Origin of the sequence: Ochrobactrum sp. P6BSIII (assembly GCF_014138065.1) — a bacterium.
Taxonomy (GTDB): Bacteria; Pseudomonadota; Alphaproteobacteria; order Rhizobiales; family Rhizobiaceae; genus Brucella.
In genome coordinates this window covers 22,225-48,870 of sequence record NZ_JACGXB010000014.1, presented here as the reverse complement: position 1 = coordinate 48,870, position 26,646 = coordinate 22,225, and the positions used below count along the sequence as shown (strand labels likewise).

The following is a 26,646-nucleotide window of genomic DNA, read 5'->3' as shown; positions in this document are numbered from 1 at the left end:
GGTGAATGATGAAAACAAGCTTCCGGGCACCCGCGCGGAGGCTAGGCAGACCGGAGCAACGCACTACTTCACTGGCAAGCCGTGCAAGAAGGGACATGTCGCCCCTAGGTTCACTAGCAGCCGGTCATGCGTCACATGCGCCGCGGATCGAAATAGGGAATGGGCCGCCGAAAATGAAGAACACCTGAAGGCATATCGTAAGAAAGCATATGCAGAAAACAGGGATGAAATCCTATCCAACTGGTCTGAATGGTATGCTGAAAACCACGAGCGTGAACTCGAAAAGAAGCGCATGAGGTACGCGGACAACAGAGGGGCGGCGTTGGAATACGCGCGTGAATATCGAACCGCAAATTCAGCAAAAGTAAAAGCCGCCACGAAAAAATGGAAGCTAAACAACACAGACAAAATCAAGGAAGACTGGCGCACTTGGTATTCAAAAAACGGGAAGGCACGAGATGCTAAGCGTAGATCAACGCCAAAGGGTAAAATAGATGACGTAATATCTCGTGGTATTCACGGGGAGCTAAAAGGCAAAAAGGCAGGGCGCAGCTGGTCCGATCTGGTGGGGTATAGCGTCGATGACCTTATGGCGCATCTAGAACGCCAATTCCAACCAGGCATGACATGGGAAAACCATGGGCAATATGGCTGGCATATCGATCATATTATCCCCCGCTCGGCGTTCAATTACGAAAAGCCGGAAGACATAGATTTCAAGCGCTGCTGGGCGCTGGAAAACCTGCAACCCCTCTGGTGGCAGGACAACCTATCGAAAGGCGCGAAACTTACCAAGCCTTTCCAGCCATCGTTAGCGCTGGCTGTTAACGACAACCAACCCAACCTTAAAACACGAGGAAATGACAAATGGCGCAATTAGGCGTTCAGTTTAACCCGCAGGATCACAGCACCGAACAGTCTGATTTCGAGCTGCTGCCCAACATGATTGCAAAGCTCGAAATCTCCGCCGGCGATGTAAAAGTCGACGGAACAGACATCGCGGTGAATTTCACAATCGATGTGGTCGAGCCGGAGGAATACAAAGGCCGCCGCATTTGGCACTGGGTCGACGTTCAGAACCGAGGCGCTCAAAGACAGGAACGTGGTCAGAAAGACCTCGCCAAGCTCTGCCGGGCGGTTGGTCATGACGGGCCTCTGGAAGATACCGAGCAGATCCAGTTCATCACTTTCACTGCGCAAATTGTCCAAAATCCCGCTGGCGTCAGCAAGAAGACGGGCAAAGCATACAATGCCAGCAACCGTATCCGGAAACTCTTTTATCCCGATGAAGGTAACGTTCCCCAGCCTTCGATCGACGCCAATCAGCCTGTAGCGCAGGCCCGCCCGGCCAATGACAACCGACCGGCTGCGGCGAACAGCAACAAGCCGGCCCCAGCGGCGACTGCGTCAGGCAAAAAGCGACCGTGGGGTTAAGCTAACCAACAGGCGCGGTTACCAGCCGCGCCTTCTACCACCGAACACGAGGAGACTAACGCATGGCACCGCTCCCACGCCCTACCTCATCTACGGTGTCGGCCATCTACGCAGCTTACGAGGCCAAGGCTAAATCCTGGGACTCATGGGGCATCAGCGTTGGCGAGGCTGGCACGGTATGTGACAGAGCCCTTTGGTATGGCTTCCGCTGGGTATCGGCGCACGAGGTTCATTCGGGCCGCCAGTTAAGATTGTTCGCTACCGGCAATATCGAGGAAGATCGCTTGGTCGCTGACCTCGAAAGCATTGGCGTCGACGTCTACGGACAGCAGGACAAAATCAGGTTGGTATCGGGATTTGTGCGCGGCAAGTGCGACGGCAAGGCAATGGGCGTTCCAGAGGCGCCGAAGACTGAACACCTGCTGGAATTCAAGTCGAGCAACGAAAAGGGCATCAAGGAACTGCAGAAGCAGGGCTGCCAGAAAGCCAAGCCCTTGCATTATGCCCAGTGCCAGCTTGGAATGCATGATTTCGGTCTGACACGCTGCCTGTATCTGGCGTCGTGCAAGAACACCGACACGCTTTATGCCGAGCGCATCGAATACGACGTCGAATTCTGCCTTCGACTGCTGGCACGCTGCGAACGCATCGTGTTTTCGGACGAGCCGCCAAGCCGTATCAGTGAAGATCCAGAGTTCTTCGGCTGCATGTTCTGCAAGCACCGTGGCGTCTGCCACGAAGGCGTGCAGCCGCGCGTCAACTGCCGCACCTGCCTTCATGTTCAGCCAGAGCATGGCGGTGATTGCCACATGTCATGCGCACGCTGGAACAAGCCATTGTCGATCGACGAACAACGCGACGGCTGCCCGGCTCATCTCTACCTGCCGGGGCTGATAAATGGCGAGCAGATCGATGCTGACGATATTGCAGAGACCGTTACTTATCGTTTGGAGACGGGTGAGATTTGGGTGGATGGGGTGAGGGGAGAGGTGGGTGGTTAGGACCAGTATTGGGAGAGGTGATCCCGCTCGGAATGAATATCATCAAGCGAATTGTTGGCTTGATCTCGCAATCGCTGCAGCAGGTCTTTTAAGAAGGTCTCTTCGATATTCTTCTTATTCAGGACCCTCCCCATAATTTTGGCAATGGAGCCCACAGTAGTTACGGTGTTGACCAATTCATAGGGTAGATGCTTTGACCAGTCTTCGCTTTGCTCTTCTGGTACGTGTGGAACATAGACTTCCGACCCTACCAAACTTGCGACGATGCGGCTCCTGTCCGGATTGAAATCTAGAACGCTTAGTATGTACTTCTCGGCGCCATTCAACGCGTCCAACCGTTCCATCAAACTGCGCTTTACCGTCGCAACATGCTGCCGCCGCATCGCATCCAACTGCTGCTTAGCCACGACGACTGCAACTAGAACAGGTATGCCGGCCAAGATCGTTCCGTAGTCTTTCATCAGTGTCAAAAACGCCTCGCCGAATGATGGCAACTTCGCATAGAGCGCGCCGAAAACCATAGCGGAGACGCCGACGTAAACTGCCGTCGCAACATACAAAATCGCCGAAGAAAACTGCTCGTTTTCTTTCTCGAGTTTTTCATTATCAGACAAGGTAACTCCCCCAATTGCTAACCTTACGCGACTATCAACGCGCCGCTGTTGACGGCCTTTACAACTACTGGCGCGAACAACCCGGCTCTCCTCTTATCGTATTGCCGACCGGCGGTGGCAAGAGCCTCGTGTTGGGTACGATATGCAAGGAACTGATTGAAGGCTGGCCCGACATGCGCGTGCTCGTGGTAACGCATGTTCGCGAGCTCATTCTGTCGAACTATCAGGAGCTTTTGAACATATGGCCGTTCGCGCCAGCTGGCATCTTTTCGGCTGGCGTGGGTCGGCGGGATGCGAAGGCGCAGATCGTTTTCGGCGGCGTACAGACCATCGCAAACAAGGCGGAACTGATTGGCCATATTGACGTCGTTCTGGTCGATGAAGCACACCTCATGCCCCGCAATTCGGAAACGCAGTATGGCAAGCTGATCGATGGCCTGCGTGCCATCAATCCTGACCTAAAGCTGGTCGGTCTCACAGCCACGCCTTATCGACTGGGCGAGGGGCTTTTAACGGAAGGTGACGGCGCACTTTTCGACGACATCTGCTTTGAAAAGCCGATCGGCGAAATGATCGAGGAAGGCTATCTCTGCCGTCCTATTTCCAAGGGTATGGCAACCGCATTCGACTTATCTGGCGTCGGTAAGCAAGGCGGCGACTACAAGCAGAACGCGCTTCAGGCCGCGATCGACAAAGACGATATCACGGCTTCGGTAGTCGACGAGATCGTCACATACGGCACTGCGTCGGGTGCGGAGCGCAAGGCTTGGCTATGCTTTTGCAGCGGCGTCGAACATGCACGGCATATGCGGGACGAAATCCGCAGCCGTGGTTTTAGCTGCGAGACTGTGACCGGCGACACTCCAACCGGTGAACGCGACCGCATTCTGGCTGACTTCAAGGCTGGCAAGATCCGCGCACTGACTAACAATTCTGTGCTCACGACAGGCACGAACCTGCCAATCATCGATCTGGTGGCGTTTTGTCGCCCGACCTTATCAGCGGGCCTATTTGTCCAGATGGCTGGTCGTGGGCTGCGCCTCTATCCCGGCAAAGAGGATTGCCTGTTTCTGGATTTCGCGGGTGTCGTTCGTAAACACGGTCCTATTGATGCAATTACGCCGCCAGGGATGAAGAAAGGCGACGGGGAAGCGCCGGTCAAGCAGTGTCCGCAAGAGCCTGACGATCGTGGTCTAGTAGGCTGCGGTTCGCTGATCCATGCCTCGCTGCACACCTGTCCTGACTGCGGTTACGAATTCCCGGTCGATGAGACGCCGAAGATATCTGCACAGGCCGAAGACGTGCCGATGCTGTCGAAGGACAATGCCAGCACCCGCCAGGTGGAGCGCCGCACATTCGCGTACCACGAAGGCAAGGGCGGCAAACAGGACAGTGTGAAGGTGTCGTACTGGATTGGTATGTCGCCAATCAATGAATGGCTCGGCCCCGCGCATACCGGCTTCTTTAAATCGAAGTCAGACAGGTGGTGGCGAAAGCACGGCGGTCAGGCACCGTTCCCAAAAACCGTGCTGGAATTCATGGAACGCCAAAACGAATTGCTGCCCACGGGTGAAGTCGTTGTGAAGCCCAACGGCAAATACTGGGAAGTGGTCGACGCTATTGCGGGCGCTGCGAATGACAATGTACCCGAGGCTGGCAATGATAATGAGCCGGCCTGGCTGGCGGAGATAGGGGATGAGGTACCGTTTTAATCAAGGCAGGGGTTAGTCGTCCTTGCCTTCTGCCCGGTCTCTGAGAATTTGCGCGGCTCTGGCTCTATATTTTTCCTTCACCTCGTCGGGAACGCCACCACCGACACTAGCTCCGCTTACGATTTTGCTAACGGCAGAATCCCAGTTCAGGTCGGGATCAGAATTCTCTTGCTCAAAAAGTTGCTTCGCGAGCTCTTCGATCTCTAGCTGCTTTTCCAATTCGCCGCTCATGTCGATCTCCATCTGTAAAAGGGCTTGGAATGTAGAAGATGGAGAGCAATTGCGGCGAGGCAAGGCATGAAGCGTTGCTATCGGCCTTGAAGGGTATCCGCATCGCGCGATCGGGCGGGGGGCTTTGGTACACGCGATGCGGGTCCATTCCAAAGGAGGAATTGCGCCCGCTAGATAGGCTTATATTAGAGAATGATGAAATAACATTATGTAACGGTTGCCAACATTTGGAACTGCAACCGAAAAACAAAAAGCCCGTTGCGGTGGGAGGAGTGCACAACGGGCTGATTGGTAAAGCGCGACTGGGAGGAGGAGTGCCGCGCTTATGGTCCAGTTTCTGGGAGGAGGATGAAACCGAACGAGGCGTAAATAGGTCCACCCCCCATGCGTTGCAAGGGTAGAAATTGCATAGCTGATATGCGGAAAACAAAAAACCGCCCGGCAGCGGACGGTGCGCGCCTGGGCGGTCTAACTCCTTCCCAAGAGCTGGGCGAATATACATAAACAATCGCCGCATGCGACAGTTAAAAGCAAGTATTAATTACACTAAATCAGTTGTATTGAGTTTATCAACATTAGCCAATCCGTTAACGGGATGCGCCGCGAGGCATGTTAACTTACCAACCGCTGCTTATCGCAGCAAAACCAACCACCAGAACACGAGGAGCAATGATGACGGACAATTACGACCCGTATAACGCTGCGCCTATTGGCCATAACAGACCGCCGCTTACTGCCTACGAGACTGTTAAAAAGGAAATCGAAGACCTGTTCAATGAAGCTAAGAATTTCGCGGACGGCGAAGCCATCGACAGTCAGCAACTGGCCGACGCGATCACCGAACTGCACGATAAGCTGCATGAGGCCGGAAAGCGCGCCGACGAAGCTCGCAAGGACGAAGCAAAGCCTCATGACGATGCAAAGGCAGAGATACAGGACCGGTACAACAAGCTGATCGGCAATACGAAGTCGGTAAAAGGCAAGGTCGTTCTCGGCAAGGAGACGCTGCAGGCCTTGCTGACGCCGTGGCGCAATAAGCTCGTTGCCGAGAAGGAAGCAGCAGCGCGTGCTGCGCGTGAAGAGGCTGACCGCATCGCAGCGGAAGTGCAGGAAGCCATGCGAGCCAGCGCAGGCAATCTCGAAGAGCGCGAAAAGGCCGAAGAACTGCTTGCCGAGGCCAAGAAAGCCGACCGCTGGGCTAAGCGCGAAGACCGCTCAGCAACCACTGGCACAGGGCTGCGCACGATCTGGCGCTGCACTTTGGAAGATGAAGGTAAAGCTTTGGATTGGGCATATGGTCGAGCGTCGGAACGCTTCAAGGAACTCGTACAGTCGATGGCCGAGGAAACCGTGCGCGCCGGCATGCGTCAGGTACCGGGGTTCAGGGTCTGGGATGAGCGGGTGGCGAGGTGAGCGTCAACGTAACCGCTTGATGGTGAAATAACTTGTCGGTACCTTGAAGCACGTCGCTGAATGAAGGACTAAGTCGTGCGCAAAATAGAGATATATTCTAAATCCGGTGGCAATGCTGGGCAGTACGTGGATCGCTGGTATCTCGTTCAAGCTGACGATGGCACTTATCAAGTTGAATACTACTGGGTTAACAAAATGGGTCCAGGCCGGAAAGACGTAGAAGGCTCAAACCTATATTCCTTGGAAGAAGCATATCTCAGGGCACCACAGGAAGCGCTGGAAGCCATTAACAGGGAATTAGAAATTTAACCACCACCCCGCCAGCTACCAACTGGCGGGTTACCACCACGAAACACGAGGAGATGAGGATGATTGAGCCGCTACCGAGCGGGCCTTTCGGCTGCGTCCTTGCGGACCCGCCATGGGCATTTAGAACCTACAGCAAAAAGAACGTCGCGCCTGCGAGAGGTCGCCAGCCTTACAGCGTGATGTCGCTCGACGATATCAAGGCGCTACCTGTTGAGCAGGTATGCGCCCGCGACTGTTTGCTGTTCATGTGGACCGTTTCACACCTGCAGCGTGAAGCCTTCGATGTGGCCGCATCGTGGGGATTCCGTCCCGTCAGCGTAGCTTTTGTCTGGGACAAGGGGCGCATGGGAATGGGCTATTGGACCCGACAGGAAGTTGAAATCTGCCATCTATTCAAGCGAGGCAAGCCGCGTCGCCTGAGTAAAGGAGTGCGTTCGCTAATCAAAGCGCCGCGCCGCGAGCATAGTCGCAAGCCTGATGAGCAGTATGAGCGCATAGAGCGGCTTGTTGACGGCCCGTACCTCGAACTGTTCGCGCGCCAAGCATGGCCGGGCTGGTCATCGTGGGGCAACGAGGCTGGCAAGTATGTGGCCGCAAACGACAATCAGTTTTTGCTGGGGAGGGTGGCCGCATGACTACCCGCTATCGTCTTCACCAAAAAAACCGGGGGCACCGTCATCCCGAAAGCGCCCCGGCTCAGATTTCTCCCCGCGCATGCACTCAACTAGCGGGAAAGAACTTCAAGGGTCCGTATTGGAGAGGTTCGCTTGAAGTTGTTCACCATAACACGCTTTCTCAACCAGAAGTTAAAATAAATGCGGGGAGGGCCATATGACGGTTGATGAAGACATCTGCCACGTCTGCGCCCGCCACGCCGTTGGCCTCGGCGTGCAAGCAGACCGAGAACCGATCCGCTGGCTCTGCAAGGAATGCGCCGACATTGCCGAGCATATTCGGCACCGGCGGCGATTGGACCCGTACGAGCTGCGCGCTCTTGATATGGGCGTCGAGTCGGTTGGGGAGTATTTGCAGGCCATACAGAAAACCGACCTTGCCACCATGGATGAGCTCGAAGCCAGGCAACTGGTCAAAGCCGCGTGGGAAGGCTGCGGGCGGGGGATGCGGGAAGCGTTGAAGGAGGCGCCGTTTTGATCGACTATATCCGGTCGATGATCCGTTGAATGGGGTCTTTTTCTTTGTATCCTTCACCAGGGTTCCAACCCGCCATGATCTGCCAGAAAAAGCCCATCAAAGATTTTTGGTCATCATAATCAGTCGAAGAAAAATTATGCGCGTTGATTGCTCGTCGTAAAGATTGGAGAAATAGGAAAGAGCGCTCATCACCGATGTCGGTGTTATTGAGAACGTAGATGATGTCGTCTCGCAGAGATTCTGTAACGATAAGTAAGTCATACAATTGTCGTTCTGAAATATTGTTTGCGACGTCGTGCCATTTATCACCGTTCACCAATTCACTTGGTTGTTTAAAGTAGGACCGGAATTTGCTCTGTTCAGTAATTTTGTCAACCAAATCGAGAGGGGCTGAACCTCTCGATGCAAACAAGAACTGAATTACTACTTCTTTTCGAAATGCCGCGTAGCTTCTCGAAAGAAAACTCCTTAGCCTCCTTCGCTTAGTGCTCTCCGGTATTTTTACTAGCAGCCAGTAGAACGCGATGCTTACAACAACGCCCAACCCGCCTTCATACATAAGATTGTTCCAGAAGGCTGCGTGCTTCGACGAAAAACAAATCTTAAGTTCATTGCATAGCGCATCGCGTGCGACCGGCTCAGGGTTAGCAAGCACGACGAACATAATTCCAATGACTAAAAACAGAGGAAGAAACCAATCAACGACCTTCTGCACTGCATACCCCGATTTGATTCACTAGTGGAACCTAATCACACCTTGGGGCGCTCGCGGAAATAATCAACATTGATTTTGCCGCCTAAGGGAGGCGTCCACTGCCATCTTCATGGTGGCGCACGATGTATTTGCGAATGAGCAAATCAAGCGCCTCTCTGGCTTCCGCCTCAGTAAGACGCGCTTGAACGTGCCCATCGATCGAAACGACTTCACCGCTGAACTTGTCGAAGACCGACCAAGTACCGTCGTGCTCTCGTCGCACATCATAACCGTTCTCAATCATTGGATTTCTCCCGTGAGGAGTTTTAATGTTTCAGCCCTCCACCGCTCCATTAGAACCCATGCCCGACAATCACTGCGGCGTGACGTTTAGACCTGCGGCATGAATTCGGTTCATTAGAGCCGCCGCCGCCTCGGCCTCATCGATATCGAGGTCTCTTAAATAGGAATCTTGCAGCTTGGCCACGTGGTCGGTTTCGGTATCGATGACCGACCATTTGCCGTTGCTCGTTCTCATCATTTCATACCGTCCTTTGGACATCTTCAGGCTCCAATAAGGAAGATTGATGCAAAATAACATCCAAGTGTTTTCGGGTGAAGACTCCATGCTCGACGTCGCACTGTCTTACACGGCGCGCAACTGGCCTGTCTTCCCATGCCGTGCCGCTGACGAGGAGTTCGTCGACGAGGATGGCATCATTGAAATTCTCGCCACCAAAACTCCGCTGACCTCAAATGGGTTCCGCGGCGCGACGCTGAATGAGCGCATTGTGCGTGAACTCTGGCGCCGCAATCCAGGTGCTATGATCGGTGTGCCGACCGGTACACCTATCGGGGCGTGGGTGCTTGATATCGATCCGAAGCACGGCGGCCCAGATACGCTCGCCGCATTGGAAGCCGAGCACGGCGCCTTGCCACCCACGCTAACTGCTGAAACCACGAGCGGCGGCCGACATTACTTCTTCAAGCACAAGGCTGGCGTTCGCAACCGCGGGGCATTGGGCGCTGGCATCGACGTTCGCGGCGACGGCGGCTATGTCATCGCGGCTGGCAGTGTGCCTGCTGTTGGCCAGCCTTACCGCTGGTTGGTCGACATGGAACCAGTTGATGCGCCGAACTGGCTGCTGGAGCTCGTTCTGCCGCGGTCATACGACAGCACGACCATGTACCAGGCACCGTCAGTATCCGGCACGATCAACGACCGATACGTCGAGCGCGCGGTACAGTCCGAGCTCGACGACCTCGCCATGGAGCCGATGGGCAACCGCAACAACCGCTTGAACGACGCTGCATTCCGGATGGGAACATTCGTCGGTGCTGGGGCCTTGTCGGAATCCGAAGCGCGGGCCTTACTGCAGGACGTGGCGCGCGGCTGGGGCAGGGACTTTCCACGTTGCTGCAAGACAATCGACAATGGCTTGAAGGCGGGCAAAATGCATCCGCGTCAGACGCCGGAAGCCGTTAATGACAATACCAAACTCGTGGACATCACGCGCATGCTCGACAACGCGCGGGCGAAAGTTGATGTGCAGCGAGAACCCGAAGCACACAACGAGGAACCTGACGTCCCCGTCGTTGAAGAAGCCCCCACCGACCAGCCCATCCTCTCAGCTACGCCATTTCAGTGGAAAGACCCGTCTACCCTGCCACGCCGAGAGTTTGCTTTCGGTCGGCATTTCATCCGCAAGTACGTCTCGGAGACTGTTGCGCCCGGTGGCCTAGGCAAAACTGCAAACAGCATCGTGGAAGCGCTCGCTATGGCGTCTGGCAAGGCTTTGAATGGCGTTAAGCCTCCGCGTCGGCTTAAGGTCTGGCTCTTTAACGTCGAAGATCCGCGCGACGAGTTGGAGCGCCGTATCATGGCGGCGTGCATCCACTTCAACCTCAAGCCGGAAGACATTGATGGCCATCTGTTCCTCGACAGTGGCCGCGAGCAAGAGCTTGTCGTAGCGATAGATGACAAGAAAGGCGTCAAAATCCAGGAGCCGATCGTAGAAGCCGTTGCCGAGACCATCCTTGCCAATGGCATCGACGTGATGATCGTCGATCCGTTCGTGTCCACGCACCAGGTCAACGAAAACGACAACGGCGCAATCGATAAGGTCGCAAAGCTATGGGCGCAGATCGCGGACTACACCAACTGTTCCATCGACATCGTGCACCATCTGCGCAAGGTGAGCGACCGCGAGGCAACAGTCGAAGATGCTCGCGGTGCTGTGGCGCTGATCGGTGCAGCGCGTTCGGTGCGCGTGCTCAACCGTATGTCCGAGGCACAGGCCAATGAAGCTGGCATTCCCGGTATGGATCGGTTCGGCTATTTCTCGATCACATACGGCAAGTCGAACCTTACGCCGCTGTCACACCGGCTGGACTGGCGGCATATCGAAAGCGTGGCGTTGGGCAATGGCCGCGGACTGACCCAGCCGCAGGACCACGCGCCGGTCGTAACCGAATGGCATTGGCCGTCCAGCGAGGAAGTGGCCGAAGGGCTGACTGATGAACAGCGAGAAGCCATTCGAGGCGCTGTAAACGGCGGCATGTACAAACAGGCGGCAAATGCCAAAGACTGGGTCGGGTTGGCTGTTGCCTATGCCGTAGGGCTGGACGCCGACGACGATGCACAGCGGAAGAAAGCCGGTATGATAACCAAGGCACTGTTCAAGGAAGGCTTTTTGTCCAAAGTGGAAGAGAGGGACCCCGTTCAGCGTCGCATGACAACTTTCGTTAGGGCGGTTTGAGAAATACGGCATTTGCCGTATTTCTTTTTTGCTTTTATTTATCCAGTAAACCTCTTGTCGCTCATCTCTTTTAGTGACAATAAAACTTTATTTAATCGCTATGGCGGGGGGGCACATGCGGGCAATGGGGATGAGCGGCGCGTTTGGCGTTTGTAGATGGCGCCGTTACTTGATTCCTTTTCTAGGAATATTGGGGCTGCTTTCATCTCTGTTAAGCGCTTATTCCGCTCCAGTGACTTCGCCTCAATACTTTAGTGGTTCGAAGAATGAATGGATAACTGGTAGTCTCACGGCTACGGGGAATAGGGTTACATTCAGCCTATTGACGGTCCCGGCCTCTGGCAGTGTTGTGCTAAATACCAACGGCACTTTTACTTATACGCCCAATGTTGAATTTGTAGGTGACGATTCCTTTGTTTTCCGGGCCACGGATGACAGCAACGAGTACTCCGAAAACACGGCCAATCTCACGATTTCAGCCGCCGAGCCAAGAGTATCGTCAGTTACTGTTCCTGCGAGTGGATATTACAACGCGGGCTCAAATCTGAATTTCGCGGTGATATTTGATCAACCCGTATTTGTAACTGGCACCCCGTCATTATCAATTACTATCGGGTCAGACACCAAGCATGCGGAATATAAGGGCGGCAGCGGTTCGAGCATCCTCACTTTTTCCTATACGATTCAGCCCGGTGACATGGATATAGACGGAATTGCAATTGGTGCACTTGCGGCCAACGGCGGGTCCATTAGTAATAGCGCGAATGATTCAGCGGCATTAACTCTCAATAATGTCGGGGTCACGTCTGGAGTATTGGTCTACACTGCGAGACCTACAGTTACGCTTTCAACTTCGTCAACACAGTTTGACGCCATCAAAAATGTAACAGTTACATTCTCTGAGCCGGTAACGGGATTCACTTTAGGCGATTTCGATATTTCTTCTGCCGGAGCGATCAATGGCACCATGCACTCATTGGCGACTAGCGACAACATAACATATACCTTTGTCGTTACAATGTCTGGATCTGGCGTTGCGACCTTGACGATACGAGCTGGGTCTGTCGTCAACGTGGCAGGAAATGGCAACTTCAGTTCCAATGCACTGAACCTAATACTCGATCCCTTACCAAGCGCAGATTTGCAGAACCTCATTCCCAGCGCAGGCAGTTTAACACCCGCCTTTGCTCCCAACACAAACGCATACACGTTGAATGTCGCAAACGATGTCGAGAACATTTCGTTCATACCATCGCTTGCAGATACCAACGCAACAGTTACCGTCAACGGGGTTTCAACGCCCAATGGAACGTCCAGTGCTGCAATCACATTGGTGGTGGGGAGCAACACGGTTACCACGACTGTAACCTCGCAGAATGGAACCACGACGAAAACCTACACTGTCAATATCATCCGCGCGCAGTCGGGCAATGCCGATCTGGTAGGCCTTGTTCCGAGCGCTGGATCGCTTGACCCGGCATTTTCGCCGAGCGCGACGACTTATGCGCTGGCGGTCCCCACCGAAACATCGTCGTTACAACTGACGCCCACTTCTGCTGATCCGACCGCAACCATTACTGTCAACGGAGCAGCCGTGTCCTCTGGTAGCGCGAGCAGTGCGTTCCCGTTGGGCATCGGCAATACGACCCTAACGGTTGTCGTCACTGCGCAAAATGGAACGACACGCAGCTATACGGTGAATGTCACGCGCGCTGTGTCGGCGGATGCAACGCTTGCGAGCCTTCTTCCGAGCGTCGGATCGCTGGATCCGGCATTTGACAAGGAGACGCTCAGCTATTCTGTCAACGTCGAAAATAGTGTCGAGAGCATTTCCTTCGCTCCAACCGTTTCCGAGCCTTCCGCCCGGGTAAGTGTTGCAGGAAGCAATGTTGCGTCGGGAAGTTCAAGCACTCCGGTGGGGTTGGGAGTTGGTGCGAATACGGTTTCGATTGTTGTAACTGCGCCAAGCGGCGCCAATCGCAGCTATACGGTTGTGGTCAACCGTGCGGCCATGGTTTTCCCCGATCCCACGCTTGATCCCGAAGTGATCGGTTTGTTGAACGCACAGACAAGTGCCGCAAGACGTTTTGCGCAAGTTCAAACCCGGAATTTTCAAAGCCGGCTTGAGCAATTGCATGATGAAGGCGACCGCAGAAAGTCCAGTCTCGTTGTGCGGCTCGGCGGGCAGGCGTCCAACGCGGCATCGTTGGACCCGTCCGACCCGTCTTCGTCCGCGTCTGCAACGCATAATGCGGCCCTCGGCTATGCGCCCGAAAAGCGCGATGCTTTTCCGGGCAAGGCGATTGGCTTGCAAGAGCCGGAGCAGCCTGCGCCGACTATCGATCCAGACCTTGGACCATTCGCATTCTGGAGCAGCGGCTTTGTGAACTTCGGCCAGCGCGATAGCGGCAAGCTCGATCTGGACTATACGCTTGTCGGCGTGAGCGGCGGCATCGACTACCGGTTCTCGGAACGCTTCGTGGCGGGCTTCGGTGTCGGGTATGGGCGGGATCGTACAGATATTGGCGACAACGGCACGGAAAGCCGTGCCAATGCTTACAGCGCCGCTGTCTATGGTAGCTTCAAACCAATCGACAATTTCTTTATCGATGCGCTTGTCGGCGGCAGCATTCTGGATTTTGACTCCACCCGTTTCATCACGGCAGACGGCAGTTTGACCGACGGCAAACGGGATGGCCATCAATTGTTCGGATCGCTGACGGCTGCTTACGAATTTCGTCAAGAGACGTGGCTGGTCTCGCCCTATGGCCGGATGGAAATGTCGCGCTCCTGGCTTGATGCTTATTCAGAAGGCGGCGATAGCATCTACCGGCTGACCTATGGTGATCAGACCGTGGATACTGTCACGGGCGTGGTTGGTTTGCGTGCCAATTACTCCATCGACTACACATGGGGACGCCTGACCCCTGGTGTCCGCGCTGAATATGCCCATGATTTCCAGGGTTCCAGCCGGGCCGCCATGGGCTACAGTGCGCTTGGCGGGCTTCCTTATGCGCTCGACATCGAAGGCGAGAGCAGCGATAGCGGCAATGTGGGCCTGTCGCTCGATTTCAACTTCGAGAATGCTTGGGCAACCGGCATCGAATATCGAACCGGCTTCGGCGGTTCCGGCGCGCGAGACCACGCATTCGCACTGCGGGTCGGTGCGAAGTTCTAGGTTCGGAAGGCTAGTAAGTTAGCGCGAAGGTTTGAAAAGCGGGGCTTCGGCTCCGCTTTTTTTATTGCCGCGACCAATCTGGTGTGATGCCGTTTTTGCCCATAATTCCGTAAGTCCCCCCGGTATTAATGAACCAAACGCTGAAAATTGCGCACAAGACTAGAAATACGGCAACTGAGATAATGATACGCGCTTTGCGCGTTCTGCGCCTCAGTAGGAGATAAACGCCTGCACCGACAACAGCAGATGAAACATAGGCCACAATCATAAACGACCCTTATTGGGAAAAATGAGGAAACCCGCGAATCGAAATTCTTACACGACAATTGGTGCTGGGAGGGTGGAAGAAACCCGTCTGCTGGCTCGCCAGGTCAATATGAAGTACCCATAACTAGATATAAGCACCAAATCAATATAATCAGAAAAATACCAATGAGTATTTTAGTTACGGTTTCAGGTTTCATCACGCGCCTTTGGGCGAATATTTCCGTTGTGGACTAGCGACGCTGTGACAGAAGATACGCAATCGCCGCAGTAACACCTGCAGAGGCCCAAATAAAAATGTTTCCGGGATTGTCTTTGGTGTAATTAATGGCCTTCTGCCCTTGATCGCGCGCCTCGGTTACGATTTCGCTCACGACGTCTCTGGTTGAGTGAAGGACGCGTTCTACGCCATCGGAGGCACTGCTGGTTTGTTTTGCAGCCCGGGAGGAAAAATCTTTTATTTGTTCTCGGAGTATTGTTATCTGTTCCGCTAATTTTTCTTCGATGCTCTGAGCCATTGTGGCCTCCTTTTAATTTACGCAGCTCCGCCTTCATCAATCCAACGATCAACGGCCTTTGTCATTGTTCGATGCTTTTCGATGAACTGTTTTAAAGCGATCCGTAGACGATCCTCATCAAAGGTGCCTTCACGAAACCGTCGTGCGAGATATCGCGTTGCGTCAGTTCGCAAATCTTGCGTGTCGCTCGGTAGACGAGCATCCCTGAGAATGCGGGAAATCATGGTAATGTTTCTGGAATTCAAGACGGTGGAAGACATGATGCCCTCCTTCGTTGCGGGCTAGGCTATTGGTGCCTGAACGACAGCGCCCGTTTTTAAATGCTGCCGTGACAATCACCATGCGCCTTATGTGAGAGGAAAGCAATTGAGGCTGAATTGCGGCAACTGGAGCTTTAATTGTTCTGCGTATCGGTCTGCAAAGAAGATGCATGGATGGTGGCGATAATTTTCCCGGGGCGCTTTCAAACGTCAGACTAGATCAAGGAACCTATCAGCAATTGTTTCGTTTCGCTTTTCCAACTAGGAGGACGATCATGAAAACTCTGTCTGATATTTTCGAGCATACCTTGCAGGACATTTATTACGCAGAAAACGCCATTACCAAGGCTCTCCCGAAAGTCGCCAAGGCGGCCAAAAGCGCCAAACTGAAGCAAGCCGCTGAGGAACATCTCGAAGAAACTAAGTGGCAGATCACGATCCTGAATGAAGTGTTCAAGTCTCTTAAGCTAAAGCCTGCCGCTGAGAAATGCGACGCGATCGAAGGGCTGATTAAGGAAGCCGACGGCTTGATTGAAGAGGCAAGCGGAACAGCTCTTGACGCAGGCTTGCTCGCAGCTTGCCAGGCAGTCGAGCATTATGAAATTTCCAGATATGGTTCGCTGCGAGAGTGGGCAAAGGAGCTCGGACATACGGAAGCGCACACCTTACTGACCCAGATTTTGGATCAGGAAAAAGCCACAAATAACAAGCTCACGAACTTGGCCATAAGCCAAATCAATAAGGCCTAGATTTCTGGCTTCACAAGAGAGGGAGGGCCCCCGCCTTCCCTCTTTTTTTGCCTATCGGCACAACCTGCTGTCACAATTAAAATACAACCATAGGTAACGCGTAAGTGAGGTGCGTAGAGTCGATTTTTTCTGCTTCAACTCTACGCAAATGCACGCTGCTAAATGTGCGCAATCATCCTTATAGAGAGATTGCGCACTTGAGCGCGCAGCGCATCAAGTTGCGATTTATTACTTTACGCACTTTACGCACTTCGGGCTCGGTTGAAATACAACCTGCAACCTGACATCGGCGGGTAATCGATCGCATCGTCTCTACCGGCCATGCCACTTTCCACTTGACACATTCGTTCGAGACTCATTCCATCTTTCTATCGGACCACCATCCGATTCACGCCGCTACCAACGGCATACCGCAATCAACACGAGGAGTTCACATGGCACGCAGCCGCACACGCGCGCCTTCATCTACGACCGTCACCGCCACCAAAACACAAACCGTCCGCATCAACGGCGCTCGCGTCAAGATCACCACGAAGGCTGGCAAGGTGACGACCAAGCCAGCCCTGCCGCTCGAATGGGAATTACAGGCGGCACAGGTTTCCGCACTCCGCCGACTGCCACAGTATCAGCGCCAATTCCTTTTGGCCGGAGACATGAACGCCAGCAAGCGTGGACCAAGAGCACAAGCTCAGGCAATCGCAACGGGAATGACGAGCGGTGAACCTGACCTCCGCATCTATGGCGAATACGGTCGTCTGCTGCTGATCGAGAACAAGGTCGGGCAGGGAAGACTGTCACCAGCCCAGAAAGACCGCCATGCGGCCCTACAGCGGCTTGGCTACACGGTTCTGGTCATTCGGGCCACCACAACGACAGAAGCCGCTGAGCGGGCCGTTACGGCGGTTCTGGGGTGGCTTGCAGAAACGCCCGCCTCCAAGGCAGCCTAACCAACCAAACCAAAACACGAGGATGACATATGAGAATTCAAAAAGCTGGTGATATTTACCTGGACGAAGTTGGCTCGCCCGTTCGAACGTATCAGCGTTCTTTTGAGTATCGGGATATTTCGGATGGCACGCTGAAAGCCGTTGATGATCTGATGCTGGAAATTGACGCACATCAGTTCGTCAACGAGACAAGTGCGCGTAGGATCGGATTTGTTGATGGGCATTACCGACAACACGATGCTTCTAACGATAATTCGCAGGAGCCGGTGAGCGAATATCACCCACGAATGAAGGGTGATCACGAATATCGGACCGACACCAGGTTTGAACGCGATGGAAACGGCAAGTACACGCTTCGTGCAGTGGAGCCGACAAAGGAAGATGAAAAGCCGAGGATTATCCGCTCACCTGAAGATCGAGCATCTGGCCGGGATTTCGCGGGAAACAACAGAGCCACAGAAAAGCGGGCTCTCACACGACTGCGCAAGAAAATCGAAAAACGCCAATCCATTGGTGATCCGAACTGCGTTCAGTCGCGCGATGAGGATTTCCCTCTCCTTGCTGTTCTGCGCAGGGATAAGCGCCCAGATCTGATTGCAGCAGTATTGCAGTATCGTCAGTTGGTGGCGCTGTGTGAATCCGAGCCTTTGAAGGGGCAGAGTTATGGCGGCTCTGATAGCTCGGCTACGGTGTTTTATTCTAACTTTGAAGATGGGGAACTGGTTCGCTCATCGAAGGTGCGGCGGTCTAAATCCGCTTATGACATTCCCGCGGTTCGGGTTCGAGCGTCAATTATCAATGATCGAGGGGAGCAGGTGTCAGGTCGAACCGAGAGCATGCACGTTAGACTAAACGAGGATACGCTAGCTGACTATATCGACAAGAAGCCCGTACTGGCACGCATCAGGTCGGCTCTGGGCGCATTGCTGGACCCGGTTGAAGACGCGGTTCTTGGTGGGCAGACTCTACTAGCCGTCGGCGAAGCTGAGGGATTCAAGGGAACGGCAGCATCATTGGCCGGGAAAGGGCTGGTTTACCGCGGTCTTACAGTCCTTGATGGATTTTTCTCACACCAAAAATCCAAGGCGGATAACGATAACTATCGGATAAATAACAAAAAATCAGGATCACTTTAAGTAACGCGCACTCAAGTCACCTATGGGTGAGAAGACACAAAAAGATTGGCCCGCCGTTTGCGGGCCTTTTTATTGGGCGTTCTATGCCCCCCGGTCCACGACCGGGTAACTATTCCAGCGCCGTTTCTCCTCCGGCTGCTGGTTCGGTGGGTTGAGCCTATTGCGGTGGGCTCCCCGCCGATTGTGTTCTAACGGTAACGGTTGCCGCGGCCCTTCATGAGCATGCAGGCCACGAATGCATCCAGACCAACAGAAGCCCATGCGGATGCTGTGCCGGGATTTTCTCGTGCGTACTGAACAGCACGCTGGCCATGTTCACGCGCGCCTTCGGCGAGCACATTTACAGCGTCTTTCGTGGACGCGAGGGCGTCGTCGGTTGCGCCGGATAGATTGCCGAGATGATCTGACAGTCGGGACGATAGGCTGCTGATTTCCTTGCGCAGTGCGTCGATCTGTTCGGAAAGCATGCCTTCGGTGGTCTGAGCCATTTCATTCTCCTTTTGAATTGCCAAACCGAAACGGCGAAGAGTAATGAATTGTTCCACCCTTATGCAGGTTTTGAGTAACTACTAAGCCGCCATCTCCCGGCAAGTTGCAGCGCAGAGATCACAAGCGGCCACGCATTCGTCCATCCCATCCAAGTCTTCGCAGCTCTTGGAACAGGCCTCACATATTTCAGCACAGGCTTTGCACACCGCCTGATGCAAAGGCGTCCTCAAAAGCATGATATGGGCGCACGTCCTACATATCTCAGCGCAGGCGAGCATTGTTCGGAAATGCACGGGCTCAACGTGCTCACCACCTTCCTCAAGACAATGGGTAGACGCCATCCCGAGGCACGTTTGATAACAAGCAAGGCATGCTTCAATGCAGGCTTTCATCTCTGTGCTGTTCATGACGTCTTCTCCCTTTGCTGATTATATGATGCCCTTAATGGTGATGGGCGTGTTCCTCGTTCTGCTTGCGTGTTGCGGCTGCCTTCTTCGCAGAGGCGGAGCGTTCTGCAGCGCTTCTGGAGGCAGCTGCTTCACCGCCCTCCTTCCCGCCCTTATGTGCGGCGGGATTGCCTGTAGATTTGCCGCGACCTGAGCCGCCAGGCTTGTTGCCACCACCATCGTCCTTATTCACAGTAGCCCAAGCACGGCGTTCAGCTTCCTTAGCTGATACGCCTTTCTTTTCGTATCCTTCGGCGATGTGATCTGCTTTGCGTTCTTGCTTATCAGTGTATTTGGATTTGTCACCGCGTGGCATATCTTCCTCCTATTCAGGTTTGGATTTCTGACCAATCGATGTGTCCCTTCAGGGATGCAGAACTAACGCGGGGACAGTGAAAAATGTTCCTTGGCATAGGGACGAGAACCCCACATGTCAGCATCTTCTCGGCCTTGGCTGCGGCTATATCGAACCGCACGTTGGCAACGCTTACGTGAGCGGCAACTGACTGCGCATCCTCTGTGCGCCTACTGCATGCAGCAAGAGGACGTCACAGCGGCCACGATATGTGACCACATTATTGCGCATAAAGGCGATGAGGATCTGTTCTGGGATGCAGATAACCTGCAATCACTTTGCAAGCCCTGCCATGACCGTATCAAGCAGCGTGAAGAGCTCGGGCAGAGCGTCGTTCGGTTTGGACCAGACGGATGGCCGGTCATCTGATCGACCCCGGGGGCATCGAAAAGTCCAGAGGGCTGTCAGCCCCGGACCGGCGGCGACCCACAGCGCATGCATCTCCAATTCAAAATATGACCCCATAAGGATTTCATTCCATGGCAAAGCCGAGAAATCCCCTCGGCAAGGCCAAAGTCGAGGGGCGAGACAAAACGCATGCCGGACGGTACAAAAACCGCACAGACCCAGCCGCAAACGGCCCGCTTGGCGCTCCTCCCATGTGGCTGAAGGACAGCGCCGATATCAAGGCGAAGTCAGCCTGGAAGCTTTTCGCGAAAGAGCTGCCGTGGCTGAATGAATCGCACCGCACGCTGGTCGGCATGGCATCCACCATTCAGGGTCGCATCATGGCCGGACAGGAAGTTGGCGTACAGGCGATGAATCTGCTTCGCCAGATGCTTGGCCAGATGGGCGCAACGCCTGCTGATGCTTCCAAGGTGGCGGCACCTGACGAGGGCGAAGAAAAGGACGATCTGCTTGACTGATATGCCTGCGCTTGAGCGTGTGAGCGCTTATGCGCAAGCTGTCATTGATGGCAGAGAAGTTGCCGGCCCTCACGTTCGCAATGCCTGTCGCCGCCATTTTGACGATCTCGAACATTGCCATGAGCGCGGGCTTTACTGGGACGACGATGCTGCCGACCGCGTGTTTCGGTTCTTTGAAGGGCGGCTAAAGCTTTCCGAAGGTCAGTTCGAAGGTAAGCCCTTCAAGCTGCATGCCTCACAGGCTTTCAAGCTTGGTTCGCTGTTCGGCTGGAAACGTGCCGACGGATCGCGCCGCTTTCGCCGTGCTTACATCGAGGAAGGCAAGGGCAACGGTAAGTCGCCGTTTGCTGGCGGTGTCGGTCTTTACGGTCTGATTGCAGATAAGGAAGCTGGCGCCCAGATTTATGCGGCGGCTGCCAAGAAAGAGCAGGCCGGCATTCTGTTTCAGGATGCCGTGAAGATGGTTTGCGCCGCTCCCGCGCTGGTCGAACGGCTGAAATTCAGCGGCGGTATCGGTCGAGAATTCAACATCGCACATCACAAGTCACAATCGTTCTTTCGCCCGATTTCAAAGGATTCCGGCAAGTCGGGCTCCGGTCCGCGCCCGCACTTTGCGCTTTGCGACGAGGTGCACGAACATCCTGACCGATCGACGATGGAAATGCTGGAGCGAGGCTTTAAGTTTCGCCGTCAGCCTCTGTTGTTGATGATTACGAACTCGGGTAGCGACCGAAACAGCATTTGCTGGGAAGAGCACGAGCATGCCGTCAAGGTAGCTGCGGGAACGCAGACGCCGGACGAGGATTTTACCTATGTCGGCGAGGTGATCGACGACACGACGTTTTCCTACGTCTGCGCGCTGGACAAGGGCGACGATCCACTCAAGGACGAAACTTGCTGGAAGAAGGCTAACCCGCTTCTCGGTGTTATCCTGACGCAGGAATATCTGGCCGGTGTTGTAGCTCAGGCAAAGCAGATGCCGGGCAAGCTGAACGGCATTTTGCGCCTGCATTTCTGCTGCTGGACCGATGCAGACAAGGCATGGATGCCACGCGAGACCGTTGAAAGCGTTATGGATGACTTCGACCCGGAAGTCGAATACGTAGACAAGCCGGTTTTCATGGGCGTCGACCTGTCCGGCAGCAAGGACATGACAGTTCTTGCGTGCGTTGTGCCCACTGGCTTCAAGGAAATGGACCGTGAGGACGGATCTACTGTCAATCTGCCGACGTTTGATGCGTGGGTAGAGGCCTGGACGCCAGCTGATACGCTGGAAGCGCGAGAACAGGCTGACAAGGCGCCATATGCGCTTTGGGTAAAACAGGGCTGGCTAAATGCTCCGCCCGGCAAGCGAATTAGATATGACTTCGTGGCCTCGCGGGTCCAGCAAATCGATCAAGCCTTTGACATTCAAGCCATCGCCTATGACCGCTACGCCTATGACAAGTTCCGCGAGGAAGTCGAAGCGTTGGGTTTGGACATTGAACATGTCGCACACCCACAGGGCGGCAAGGTTCGGGCTCGGCCTGAGCCTGCAAAGGTAGAAGCGGCGAAAGCTGCTGGCTTACCGCCGCCACAAGGTTTGTGGATGCCGGGTTCTGTTCTGGCACTCGAAGACATGATTATCGACGGTCGCATTCGTATGCGGCGTAGTCCGGTGCTCATGACTGCCCTGATGGGTGCCACCTTCGATCATGACCCGCAAGACAATCGGTGGTTCGTAAAGACGAAGGCATCGGTGCGCATCGACGCTGCCGTCGCTCTGGCAATGGCGATTGGTGTGGCGATGGACGGCGCGGTTATGCCGAAAGAGTCCGTCTACAAGAAACGCGGCATCCGAATGGCCGGCTAATCGGAACAAGGAAAGATATGGGTATTTTAGACCTGTTCCGGTCCAAACCGGAGGCAGCGCCTTCGGTCGCGCCGAAACGAGCTCCGCGAGCTGACTGGCAATATTTTGACGGCTTGGATGATCCAAGGCTGGCCGCATTTATTGGCGGCGGTGCAGAAACCGCAAGCGGCATGGCGGTAACGCCAAAGGCTGCTCTGTTCAACACAACGGTTTTTCGCTGTGTTGACCTCATCTCAGGCAGCATCGGGATGCTGCCATTTTACTTGATGTACAAGGACGGGAAGGGGCGACTTCACCCAGCCGATGATCATTCTCTGTTTGATGTTCTTCTTACGCAGCCGAATAAATGGCAGACGGCGTATGAATTCCGCCGACAGCTGCAGTCGCATGCACTGACCTACGGCAATGCATACGCCCGTATTGTTCGAAGCGGTAGGCGCGTGGTTGCGTTGCAGCCTTTGCACCCGACGAATGTCACCGTCGAGCAGAAAGACGACCTGACCGTCATCTACAAAGTCGTCTTGAAGGGCGGTCGATATGTCGAGCTGCCCCAGTCGGAGGTATTTCACCTCCGTGACATGACGGACGATGGCGTCATCGGCCTTTCCCGTGTCCAGCAGGCAAAAGAGGCTATCGGCCTTGCCATGCAGACCGAGAAAGCCGCGGCTCGTCTGTTTAAGAACGGTACGATGGTCGGCGGTGCGCTCACGCACCCCGGCAAACTTGGTGATGACGAGTTTGAAAACCTCGATACGAGCCTAAAGGAAAAGTTCTCCGGCGCGGAAAACGCGCACAAGTGGCTGATCCTTGAAGAAGGCATGAAGGCCGAGCCATTCTCGCAGACGGCTAGAGACAGCCAGCAGATCGAGACAAGAAATCACCAGATCGAAGAGGTTGCGCGCGCTTTTGGTGTGCCGCGGCCTCTTCTGATGATGGATGACACGTCATGGGGCAGTGGCATTGAAACCCTTGGCCAATTTTTCGTTCGTTATGGACTGGCACCGTGGTTCATCGCTTGGGAACAGGCGGTTTCTCGGTGCCTTCTGACCCGCGAAGAACGTCGATCGTATCAGGCTGATTTCGATGAGCGCGAATTGCTTCGCGGTTCGATTAAAGATCAGGCCGAATTCCTCGCGAAAGCCTTGGGTTCGGGTGGCTCCAGACCGTGGATGTCCCAGAATGAAGCTCGCGATTATGTGGGCTTGAGCCAGAGCGACGATCCAGACGCGGACAGCCTCAAAAATCCAATGACGCAGCCAGAAACTGGCCGCCTTCCTTCAGGAACACGCAATGAGCCTTAACAGAACGCCGGTTGCAGCCGTTGCGCGACCGAAGTCGTATCAGTGGGATGTGCCTCTCTCCGCCTTGGAGCGGTGGGAGAGCGCTCCACAAGCGGCAGAAGCTGACGATCCGAACACACTTTCGATCTTTGACGTGATCGGAGAGGATTATTGGAGCGGAGGCGGGTTTACGGCCAAGCGAGCCGCTGCTGCGCTTCGATCTATCGGGAAAAACCCAGTTACAGTGAACGTGAATTCGCCAGGCGGCGACATGTTCGAGGGATTGGCGATTTACAATCTCCTCGCAAGCCATCCCGGCGAAGTCACTGTCAACGTGATGGGTTATGCGGCGTCTGCGGCATCAATCATCGCGATGGCTGGCGACAGGGTGATCATGTCGACCGGCTCAATGATGATGATCCACCGAGCCTGGGGGCTTGCCGTCGGCAACACGCATGATTTCACCGATGCCGCGACGCTGTTCCAGTCCTTCGATAGTTCGATGGCGGATATTTACGCTGCCCGAACCGGACTGGCACAAGACGTCGTGCTTTCTCTGTTGGATGGCCCGTCAAAGGCGTCGGACGGCACTTGGCTGTCTGCCGATGAGGCAATTGAAAAGGGCTTTGCGGACGAAAAGGGCGCTGGAACTGGCAAGCCCGACGCAAAGGCTGAACTTCCCGCACATATCGCAGCAATGCGTCGGATTGACCGAGCGCTAGCTGCCGCAGGTGAGACGCGCCGTTCGCGTACACAACTGCTCCATGAAATTCGAGGTGAGCGCGATGCCGCCGAGAACGCCACGCGCGACGCTGGCAAGACCAGAGCCAAAGACATGACCGGCATTATGGCCGCGCTTGTCAGCACAACCAATATTCTTTCCAAGGGATAACCACATGGAACCCGATGAAATCAAGGCGCTCATTGAAGCGCAGGGCCGCGCATTTGAAGCGTTCAAGTCAGAACACAGCGCAGCGCTCAATGACGTAAAGAAGGGCACGGAGGATGTAGTTCGCACCGAAAAGGTCGAGCGCATCAACGCCACTGTAAGCGATCTTCAGGCTGCCCTCGACGAGCAGGCCCAGAAGCTCGCCGCTTTGCAGACGGCAGGCGCGTCCAAGCCTGGCGATGAAGCGAAGAACGCCGAATATACCAAGGCATTCAATCGCTTTTTCCGCAAGGGCGACGAGGCGAGCATCGATGCATTCATTCAGGCCAACCCACAAGCCGCGATGAGCGTCGCAGTTCCAGAAGATGGCGGCTATACGGCTCCGACCGAATGGGACCGCACCATTACCGACAAGCTAAAGATCGTTTCTCCGATGCGTGGCATCGCTTCGGTCATTCAGATTTCTGGTAACGGCTTCTCCAAGCTCTACAACGACCGCGCTACCGCGTCTGGCTGGGTAGGCGAATCCGCTGCGCGTCCTGAAACCCCGGCTGCAAAGTTCGCCGAGGTGAAGTTCAACACCGGCGAAATCTACGCCAATCCTGCAGCAACGCAGCGCTTGCTGGATGATTCCGAAATCAATCTCGAAAACTGGCTTGCCGGTGAAGTCGAGACTGAGTTCGCCTATCAGGAAGGCATCGCGTTCGTTTCCGGCAACGGCACTGACAAGCCCAAAGGCTTGCTGACCTACACGACTGCGGCCTCGCATCCGTGGGGCGCAATCCCGACCGTGAATAGCGGTGACGCAGCTGGCCTTACGACCGACGGCCTCATTGATCTGGTTTACGACCTGCCAAGTGAGCGCACGCCGAATGCGCGGTTTACTATGAACCGCAAGACGCAGGGTGCTATCCGTAAACTGAAGGACGGTCAGGGTAATTACATCTGGCAGCCGGGTCTGGTTTCTGGCCAGCCTGCAACGATCCTTGGCTTCCCAGTCACGGAACTTGCTGCAATGCCGGACATTGCCGCTGACGCCATCCCGGTTGTCTTCGGTGATTTCCAGCGCGGTTATCTCGTGGTTGACCGCACGGGTATTCGCATCCTTCGCGATCCGTACACCAACAAGCCTTTCGTGCAGTTTTACACCACGAAGCGCGTTGGCGGTGGCGTTACTGATCCGACGGCCCTGCGTTACCACAAGATCGCAGCTGCTTAACAATACAAGGGCGCCTTCGGGCGCCCTTCATACAGGAGGCGCTGATGGAAGTGCGTGTTGCGAAGGCATTCAAGGCAGTGCCTGAAGGCGAGGTTTATCCACGCCAGTTTGAGGTAGGCGATACTGTGACTGGTCGCATTGCCGAGGTTGCGCGAACGCTGGGCTGTGTCGCAGATGAGCCTGCTAAGAAGAAGGGCTTCGACCGTGGCGGTGGATCTTGATCGGTTAAAGCGACATCTTCGAATTGAATTCGCTGATGAGGATGCGGAGCTTGAAGGATATTTAACCGCCGCTCAAGGGTCTGCGTTGCGCTATATGAACCGCGACACAGTGCCTGCAGGCGCTGAAGCCGAAGTGGACGCGGCAGTCCTGCTTATAGCGGGTGATCTGTACGAGAACCGCGAGCGACAATCGACTGCCGAGGTGTTCGAGAACCGTTCGGCGCGCTGGCTGCTTGATCCGTATAGGCTGTTGAGGGTTTGAAACTACCGAAGCGGCTTCTTCATGATGAGCGGTCCGTTAGGTTGTGGTGCAACATACCTCATGACGACGCGTACCGTCTTTGACTTGATGGTCGTTTCACCGGCGCACTGTTTCAACGCTTCTTGAGCGCTGACTGCGAACTGTTCGCCCGCTCTTCGGACGGGCTGGTATTCAACGGTGACGATTTGCGTCAACTGCCCTTCCGCGTTGTAGGTAACTTCGAACGTCGCAGACGCTCGCTGATAGTCTGTTCCCTCCGGCAGTGTCCAGCACTTGGCGGCCATATCTGCAACCAGTTGCGCGTCATTAGCCGACGCTGGTGCAGATAATATGTTCAGAGCCACGAAGGTCAGTATGAACGTCCTCTTCATTCTTCTCCGCAATGAGTTCGATGAA

Annotated in this window: 32 protein-coding genes; 21 read left to right on the top strand and 11 right to left on the bottom strand. The window is 54.8% G+C overall.

What is annotated here, in order from left to right:
- Nucleotide 1: 1 nt before the first annotated feature.
- From FHW00_RS18610 to FHW00_RS18600, 3 genes are all read left to right on the top strand, one after another.
- A complete protein-coding gene (locus FHW00_RS18610; protein ID WP_078339771.1) occupies nucleotides 2-880 on the top strand; it encodes a hypothetical protein in 879 nt (292 codons plus the stop codon).
- On the top strand, nucleotides 868-1,434 hold the full coding sequence (locus FHW00_RS18605; protein ID WP_078339770.1) for a DUF669 domain-containing protein: 567 nt from the start codon (nucleotides 868-870) through the stop codon (nucleotides 1,432-1,434). The genes FHW00_RS18610 and FHW00_RS18605 overlap by 13 nt, the downstream gene beginning before the upstream one ends.
- Before the next feature lie 62 nt (nucleotides 1,435-1,496).
- The gene (locus tag FHW00_RS18600) at nucleotides 1,497-2,435 is read left to right on the top strand and encodes an oxidoreductase (protein WP_078339769.1); all 939 of its coding nucleotides are present in this window, start codon (nucleotides 1,497-1,499) and stop codon (nucleotides 2,433-2,435) included.
- On the opposite strand, the gene FHW00_RS18595 is transcribed toward FHW00_RS18600, so the two are convergent.
- Nucleotides 2,432-3,049, bottom strand: a complete 618-nt coding sequence (locus FHW00_RS18595; protein ID WP_078339768.1) for a hypothetical protein — start codon at nucleotides 3,047-3,049, stop codon at nucleotides 2,432-2,434. The genes FHW00_RS18600 and FHW00_RS18595 overlap by 4 nt on opposite strands.
- Nucleotides 3,050-3,063: 14 nt before the next feature.
- Here FHW00_RS18595 and FHW00_RS18590 point away from each other — a divergent pair, with 14 nt between their 5' ends.
- The gene (locus tag FHW00_RS18590; protein WP_078339767.1) at nucleotides 3,064-4,761 is read left to right on the top strand and encodes a DEAD/DEAH box helicase; all 1,698 of its coding nucleotides are present in this window, start codon (nucleotides 3,064-3,066) and stop codon (nucleotides 4,759-4,761) included.
- A 12-nt stretch (nucleotides 4,762-4,773) separates the two neighbouring features.
- On the opposite strand, the gene FHW00_RS18585 is transcribed toward FHW00_RS18590, so the two are convergent.
- Nucleotides 4,774-4,992 (bottom strand): hypothetical protein, encoded by a 219-nt coding sequence (locus FHW00_RS18585; RefSeq protein WP_078339766.1) that lies wholly within the window; start codon nucleotides 4,990-4,992, stop codon nucleotides 4,774-4,776.
- Nucleotides 4,993-5,661: 669 nt separating this feature from the next.
- Between FHW00_RS18585 and FHW00_RS18580 the strand changes: the two genes are divergently transcribed.
- From FHW00_RS18580 to FHW00_RS18565, 4 genes are all read left to right on the top strand, one after another.
- Nucleotides 5,662-6,405 carry a hypothetical protein gene (locus FHW00_RS18580; RefSeq protein ID WP_078339764.1) on the top strand — a complete coding sequence of 248 codons (744 nt, stop codon included), beginning with the start codon at nucleotides 5,662-5,664 and terminating at the stop codon, nucleotides 6,403-6,405.
- 75 nt (nucleotides 6,406-6,480) lie between these two features.
- Nucleotides 6,481-6,714, top strand: coding sequence for a hypothetical protein (locus tag FHW00_RS18575; RefSeq protein WP_078339763.1), 234 nt, complete (start codon nucleotides 6,481-6,483; stop codon nucleotides 6,712-6,714).
- Nucleotides 6,715-6,773: 59 nt separating this feature from the next.
- Nucleotides 6,774-7,349, top strand: a complete 576-nt coding sequence (locus FHW00_RS18570; RefSeq protein WP_078339762.1) for an MT-A70 family methyltransferase — start codon at nucleotides 6,774-6,776, stop codon at nucleotides 7,347-7,349.
- 196 nt (nucleotides 7,350-7,545) lie between these two features.
- Nucleotides 7,546-7,866 carry a DUF6511 domain-containing protein gene (locus FHW00_RS18565; RefSeq protein ID WP_078339761.1) on the top strand — a complete coding sequence of 107 codons (321 nt, stop codon included), beginning with the start codon at nucleotides 7,546-7,548 and terminating at the stop codon, nucleotides 7,864-7,866.
- 4 nt (nucleotides 7,867-7,870) lie between these two features.
- Here the strand turns inward: FHW00_RS18565 and FHW00_RS18560 are convergent, their stop codons facing one another.
- From FHW00_RS18560 to FHW00_RS18550, 3 genes are all read right to left on the bottom strand, one after another.
- The gene (locus tag FHW00_RS18560) at nucleotides 7,871-8,581 is read right to left on the bottom strand and encodes a hypothetical protein (RefSeq protein WP_078339760.1); all 711 of its coding nucleotides are present in this window, start codon (nucleotides 8,579-8,581) and stop codon (nucleotides 7,871-7,873) included.
- Between the two features lie 82 nt (nucleotides 8,582-8,663).
- The gene (locus tag FHW00_RS18555; protein WP_078339759.1) at nucleotides 8,664-8,864 is read right to left on the bottom strand and encodes a hypothetical protein; all 201 of its coding nucleotides are present in this window, start codon (nucleotides 8,862-8,864) and stop codon (nucleotides 8,664-8,666) included.
- 69 nt (nucleotides 8,865-8,933) lie between these two features.
- Nucleotides 8,934-9,122, bottom strand: coding sequence for a hypothetical protein (locus FHW00_RS18550; RefSeq protein WP_078339758.1), 189 nt, complete (start codon nucleotides 9,120-9,122; stop codon nucleotides 8,934-8,936).
- Between the two features lie 25 nt (nucleotides 9,123-9,147).
- Between FHW00_RS18550 and FHW00_RS18545 the strand changes: the two genes are divergently transcribed.
- Both FHW00_RS18545 and FHW00_RS18540 read left to right on the top strand, forming a co-directional pair.
- The gene (locus FHW00_RS18545) at nucleotides 9,148-11,319 is read left to right on the top strand and encodes a bifunctional DNA primase/polymerase (protein WP_078339757.1); all 2,172 of its coding nucleotides are present in this window, start codon (nucleotides 9,148-9,150) and stop codon (nucleotides 11,317-11,319) included.
- A gap of 130 nt (nucleotides 11,320-11,449) precedes the next feature.
- Nucleotides 11,450-14,497, top strand: a complete 3,048-nt coding sequence (locus FHW00_RS18540) for a cadherin-like beta sandwich domain-containing protein (protein ID WP_176168341.1) — start codon at nucleotides 11,450-11,452, stop codon at nucleotides 14,495-14,497.
- A gap of 497 nt (nucleotides 14,498-14,994) precedes the next feature.
- On the opposite strand, the gene FHW00_RS18535 is transcribed toward FHW00_RS18540, so the two are convergent.
- Nucleotides 14,995-15,279, bottom strand: a complete 285-nt coding sequence (locus tag FHW00_RS18535; RefSeq protein WP_078339755.1) for a hypothetical protein — start codon at nucleotides 15,277-15,279, stop codon at nucleotides 14,995-14,997.
- A 17-nt stretch (nucleotides 15,280-15,296) separates the two neighbouring features.
- Nucleotides 15,297-15,539, bottom strand: a complete 243-nt coding sequence (locus tag FHW00_RS18530) for a hypothetical protein (protein ID WP_078339754.1) — start codon at nucleotides 15,537-15,539, stop codon at nucleotides 15,297-15,299.
- A gap of 275 nt (nucleotides 15,540-15,814) precedes the next feature.
- Between FHW00_RS18530 and FHW00_RS18525 the strand changes: the two genes are divergently transcribed.
- The 3 genes from FHW00_RS18525 to FHW00_RS18515 all read left to right on the top strand — a co-directional run bounded on the left by FHW00_RS18525 (nucleotide 15,815) and on the right by FHW00_RS18515 (nucleotide 18,371).
- Complete coding sequence (locus FHW00_RS18525) at nucleotides 15,815-16,288, top strand: YciE/YciF ferroxidase family protein (RefSeq protein WP_078339753.1); 474 nt, start codon at nucleotides 15,815-15,817, stop codon at nucleotides 16,286-16,288.
- Between the two features lie 434 nt (nucleotides 16,289-16,722).
- Entirely contained in the window at nucleotides 16,723-17,235 is a 513-nt protein-coding gene (locus FHW00_RS18520) for a VRR-NUC domain-containing protein (protein ID WP_078339752.1), read from the top strand.
- Between the two features lie 29 nt (nucleotides 17,236-17,264).
- On the top strand, nucleotides 17,265-18,371 hold the full coding sequence (locus FHW00_RS18515) for a hypothetical protein (protein ID WP_078339751.1): 1,107 nt from the start codon (nucleotides 17,265-17,267) through the stop codon (nucleotides 18,369-18,371).
- Between the two features lie 188 nt (nucleotides 18,372-18,559).
- On the opposite strand, the gene FHW00_RS18510 is transcribed toward FHW00_RS18515, so the two are convergent.
- The 3 genes from FHW00_RS18510 to FHW00_RS18505 form a co-directional block, all read right to left on the bottom strand.
- The gene (locus FHW00_RS18510; protein WP_139364396.1) at nucleotides 18,560-18,859 is read right to left on the bottom strand and encodes a hypothetical protein; all 300 of its coding nucleotides are present in this window, start codon (nucleotides 18,857-18,859) and stop codon (nucleotides 18,560-18,562) included.
- Nucleotides 18,860-18,940: 81 nt separating this feature from the next.
- A complete protein-coding gene (locus FHW00_RS24605) occupies nucleotides 18,941-19,267 on the bottom strand; it encodes a four-helix bundle copper-binding protein (RefSeq protein ID WP_078339749.1) in 327 nt (108 codons plus the stop codon).
- Between the two features lie 34 nt (nucleotides 19,268-19,301).
- Nucleotides 19,302-19,622 (bottom strand): plasmid stabilization protein, encoded by a 321-nt coding sequence (locus tag FHW00_RS18505; protein WP_078339748.1) that lies wholly within the window; start codon nucleotides 19,620-19,622, stop codon nucleotides 19,302-19,304.
- Between the two features lie 114 nt (nucleotides 19,623-19,736).
- On the opposite strand from FHW00_RS18505, the gene FHW00_RS18500 reads away from it, so the two are divergent.
- The 8 genes from FHW00_RS18500 to FHW00_RS18470 all read left to right on the top strand — a co-directional run bounded on the left by FHW00_RS18500 (nucleotide 19,737) and on the right by FHW00_RS18470 (nucleotide 26,250).
- On the top strand, nucleotides 19,737-20,030 hold the full coding sequence (locus FHW00_RS18500; protein ID WP_078339747.1) for an HNH endonuclease: 294 nt from the start codon (nucleotides 19,737-19,739) through the stop codon (nucleotides 20,028-20,030).
- A 110-nt stretch (nucleotides 20,031-20,140) separates the two neighbouring features.
- Nucleotides 20,141-20,527, top strand: coding sequence for a hypothetical protein (locus FHW00_RS18495; protein WP_078339746.1), 387 nt, complete (start codon nucleotides 20,141-20,143; stop codon nucleotides 20,525-20,527).
- Nucleotide 20,528: 1 nt separating this feature from the next.
- Entirely contained in the window at nucleotides 20,529-22,379 is a 1,851-nt protein-coding gene (locus FHW00_RS18490; RefSeq protein ID WP_078339745.1) for a terminase large subunit, read from the top strand.
- Between the two features lie 17 nt (nucleotides 22,380-22,396).
- Nucleotides 22,397-23,680 carry a phage portal protein gene (locus FHW00_RS24600; RefSeq protein ID WP_078339744.1) on the top strand — a complete coding sequence of 428 codons (1,284 nt, stop codon included), beginning with the start codon at nucleotides 22,397-22,399 and terminating at the stop codon, nucleotides 23,678-23,680.
- Nucleotides 23,670-24,551 carry a head maturation protease, ClpP-related gene (locus FHW00_RS18485; protein ID WP_078339743.1) on the top strand — a complete coding sequence of 294 codons (882 nt, stop codon included), beginning with the start codon at nucleotides 23,670-23,672 and terminating at the stop codon, nucleotides 24,549-24,551. Before FHW00_RS24600 ends, FHW00_RS18485 begins: the two co-directional genes overlap by 11 nt.
- A gap of 4 nt (nucleotides 24,552-24,555) precedes the next feature.
- A complete protein-coding gene (locus FHW00_RS18480; RefSeq protein WP_078339742.1) occupies nucleotides 24,556-25,767 on the top strand; it encodes a phage major capsid protein in 1,212 nt (403 codons plus the stop codon).
- A gap of 44 nt (nucleotides 25,768-25,811) precedes the next feature.
- Nucleotides 25,812-25,988: a hypothetical protein gene (locus tag FHW00_RS18475; protein ID WP_176168340.1), complete on the top strand. Its 177-nt coding sequence runs from the start codon at nucleotides 25,812-25,814 to the stop codon at nucleotides 25,986-25,988.
- Nucleotides 25,972-26,250 carry a head-tail connector protein gene (locus FHW00_RS18470; RefSeq protein ID WP_176168339.1) on the top strand — a complete coding sequence of 93 codons (279 nt, stop codon included), beginning with the start codon at nucleotides 25,972-25,974 and terminating at the stop codon, nucleotides 26,248-26,250. Before FHW00_RS18475 ends, FHW00_RS18470 begins: the two co-directional genes overlap by 17 nt.
- Nucleotides 26,251-26,252: 2 nt before the next feature.
- Here the strand turns inward: FHW00_RS18470 and FHW00_RS18465 are convergent, their stop codons facing one another.
- Nucleotides 26,253-26,621, bottom strand: a complete 369-nt coding sequence (locus tag FHW00_RS18465) for a hypothetical protein (protein ID WP_078339740.1) — start codon at nucleotides 26,619-26,621, stop codon at nucleotides 26,253-26,255.
- Nucleotides 26,622-26,646 lie beyond the last annotated feature (25 nt).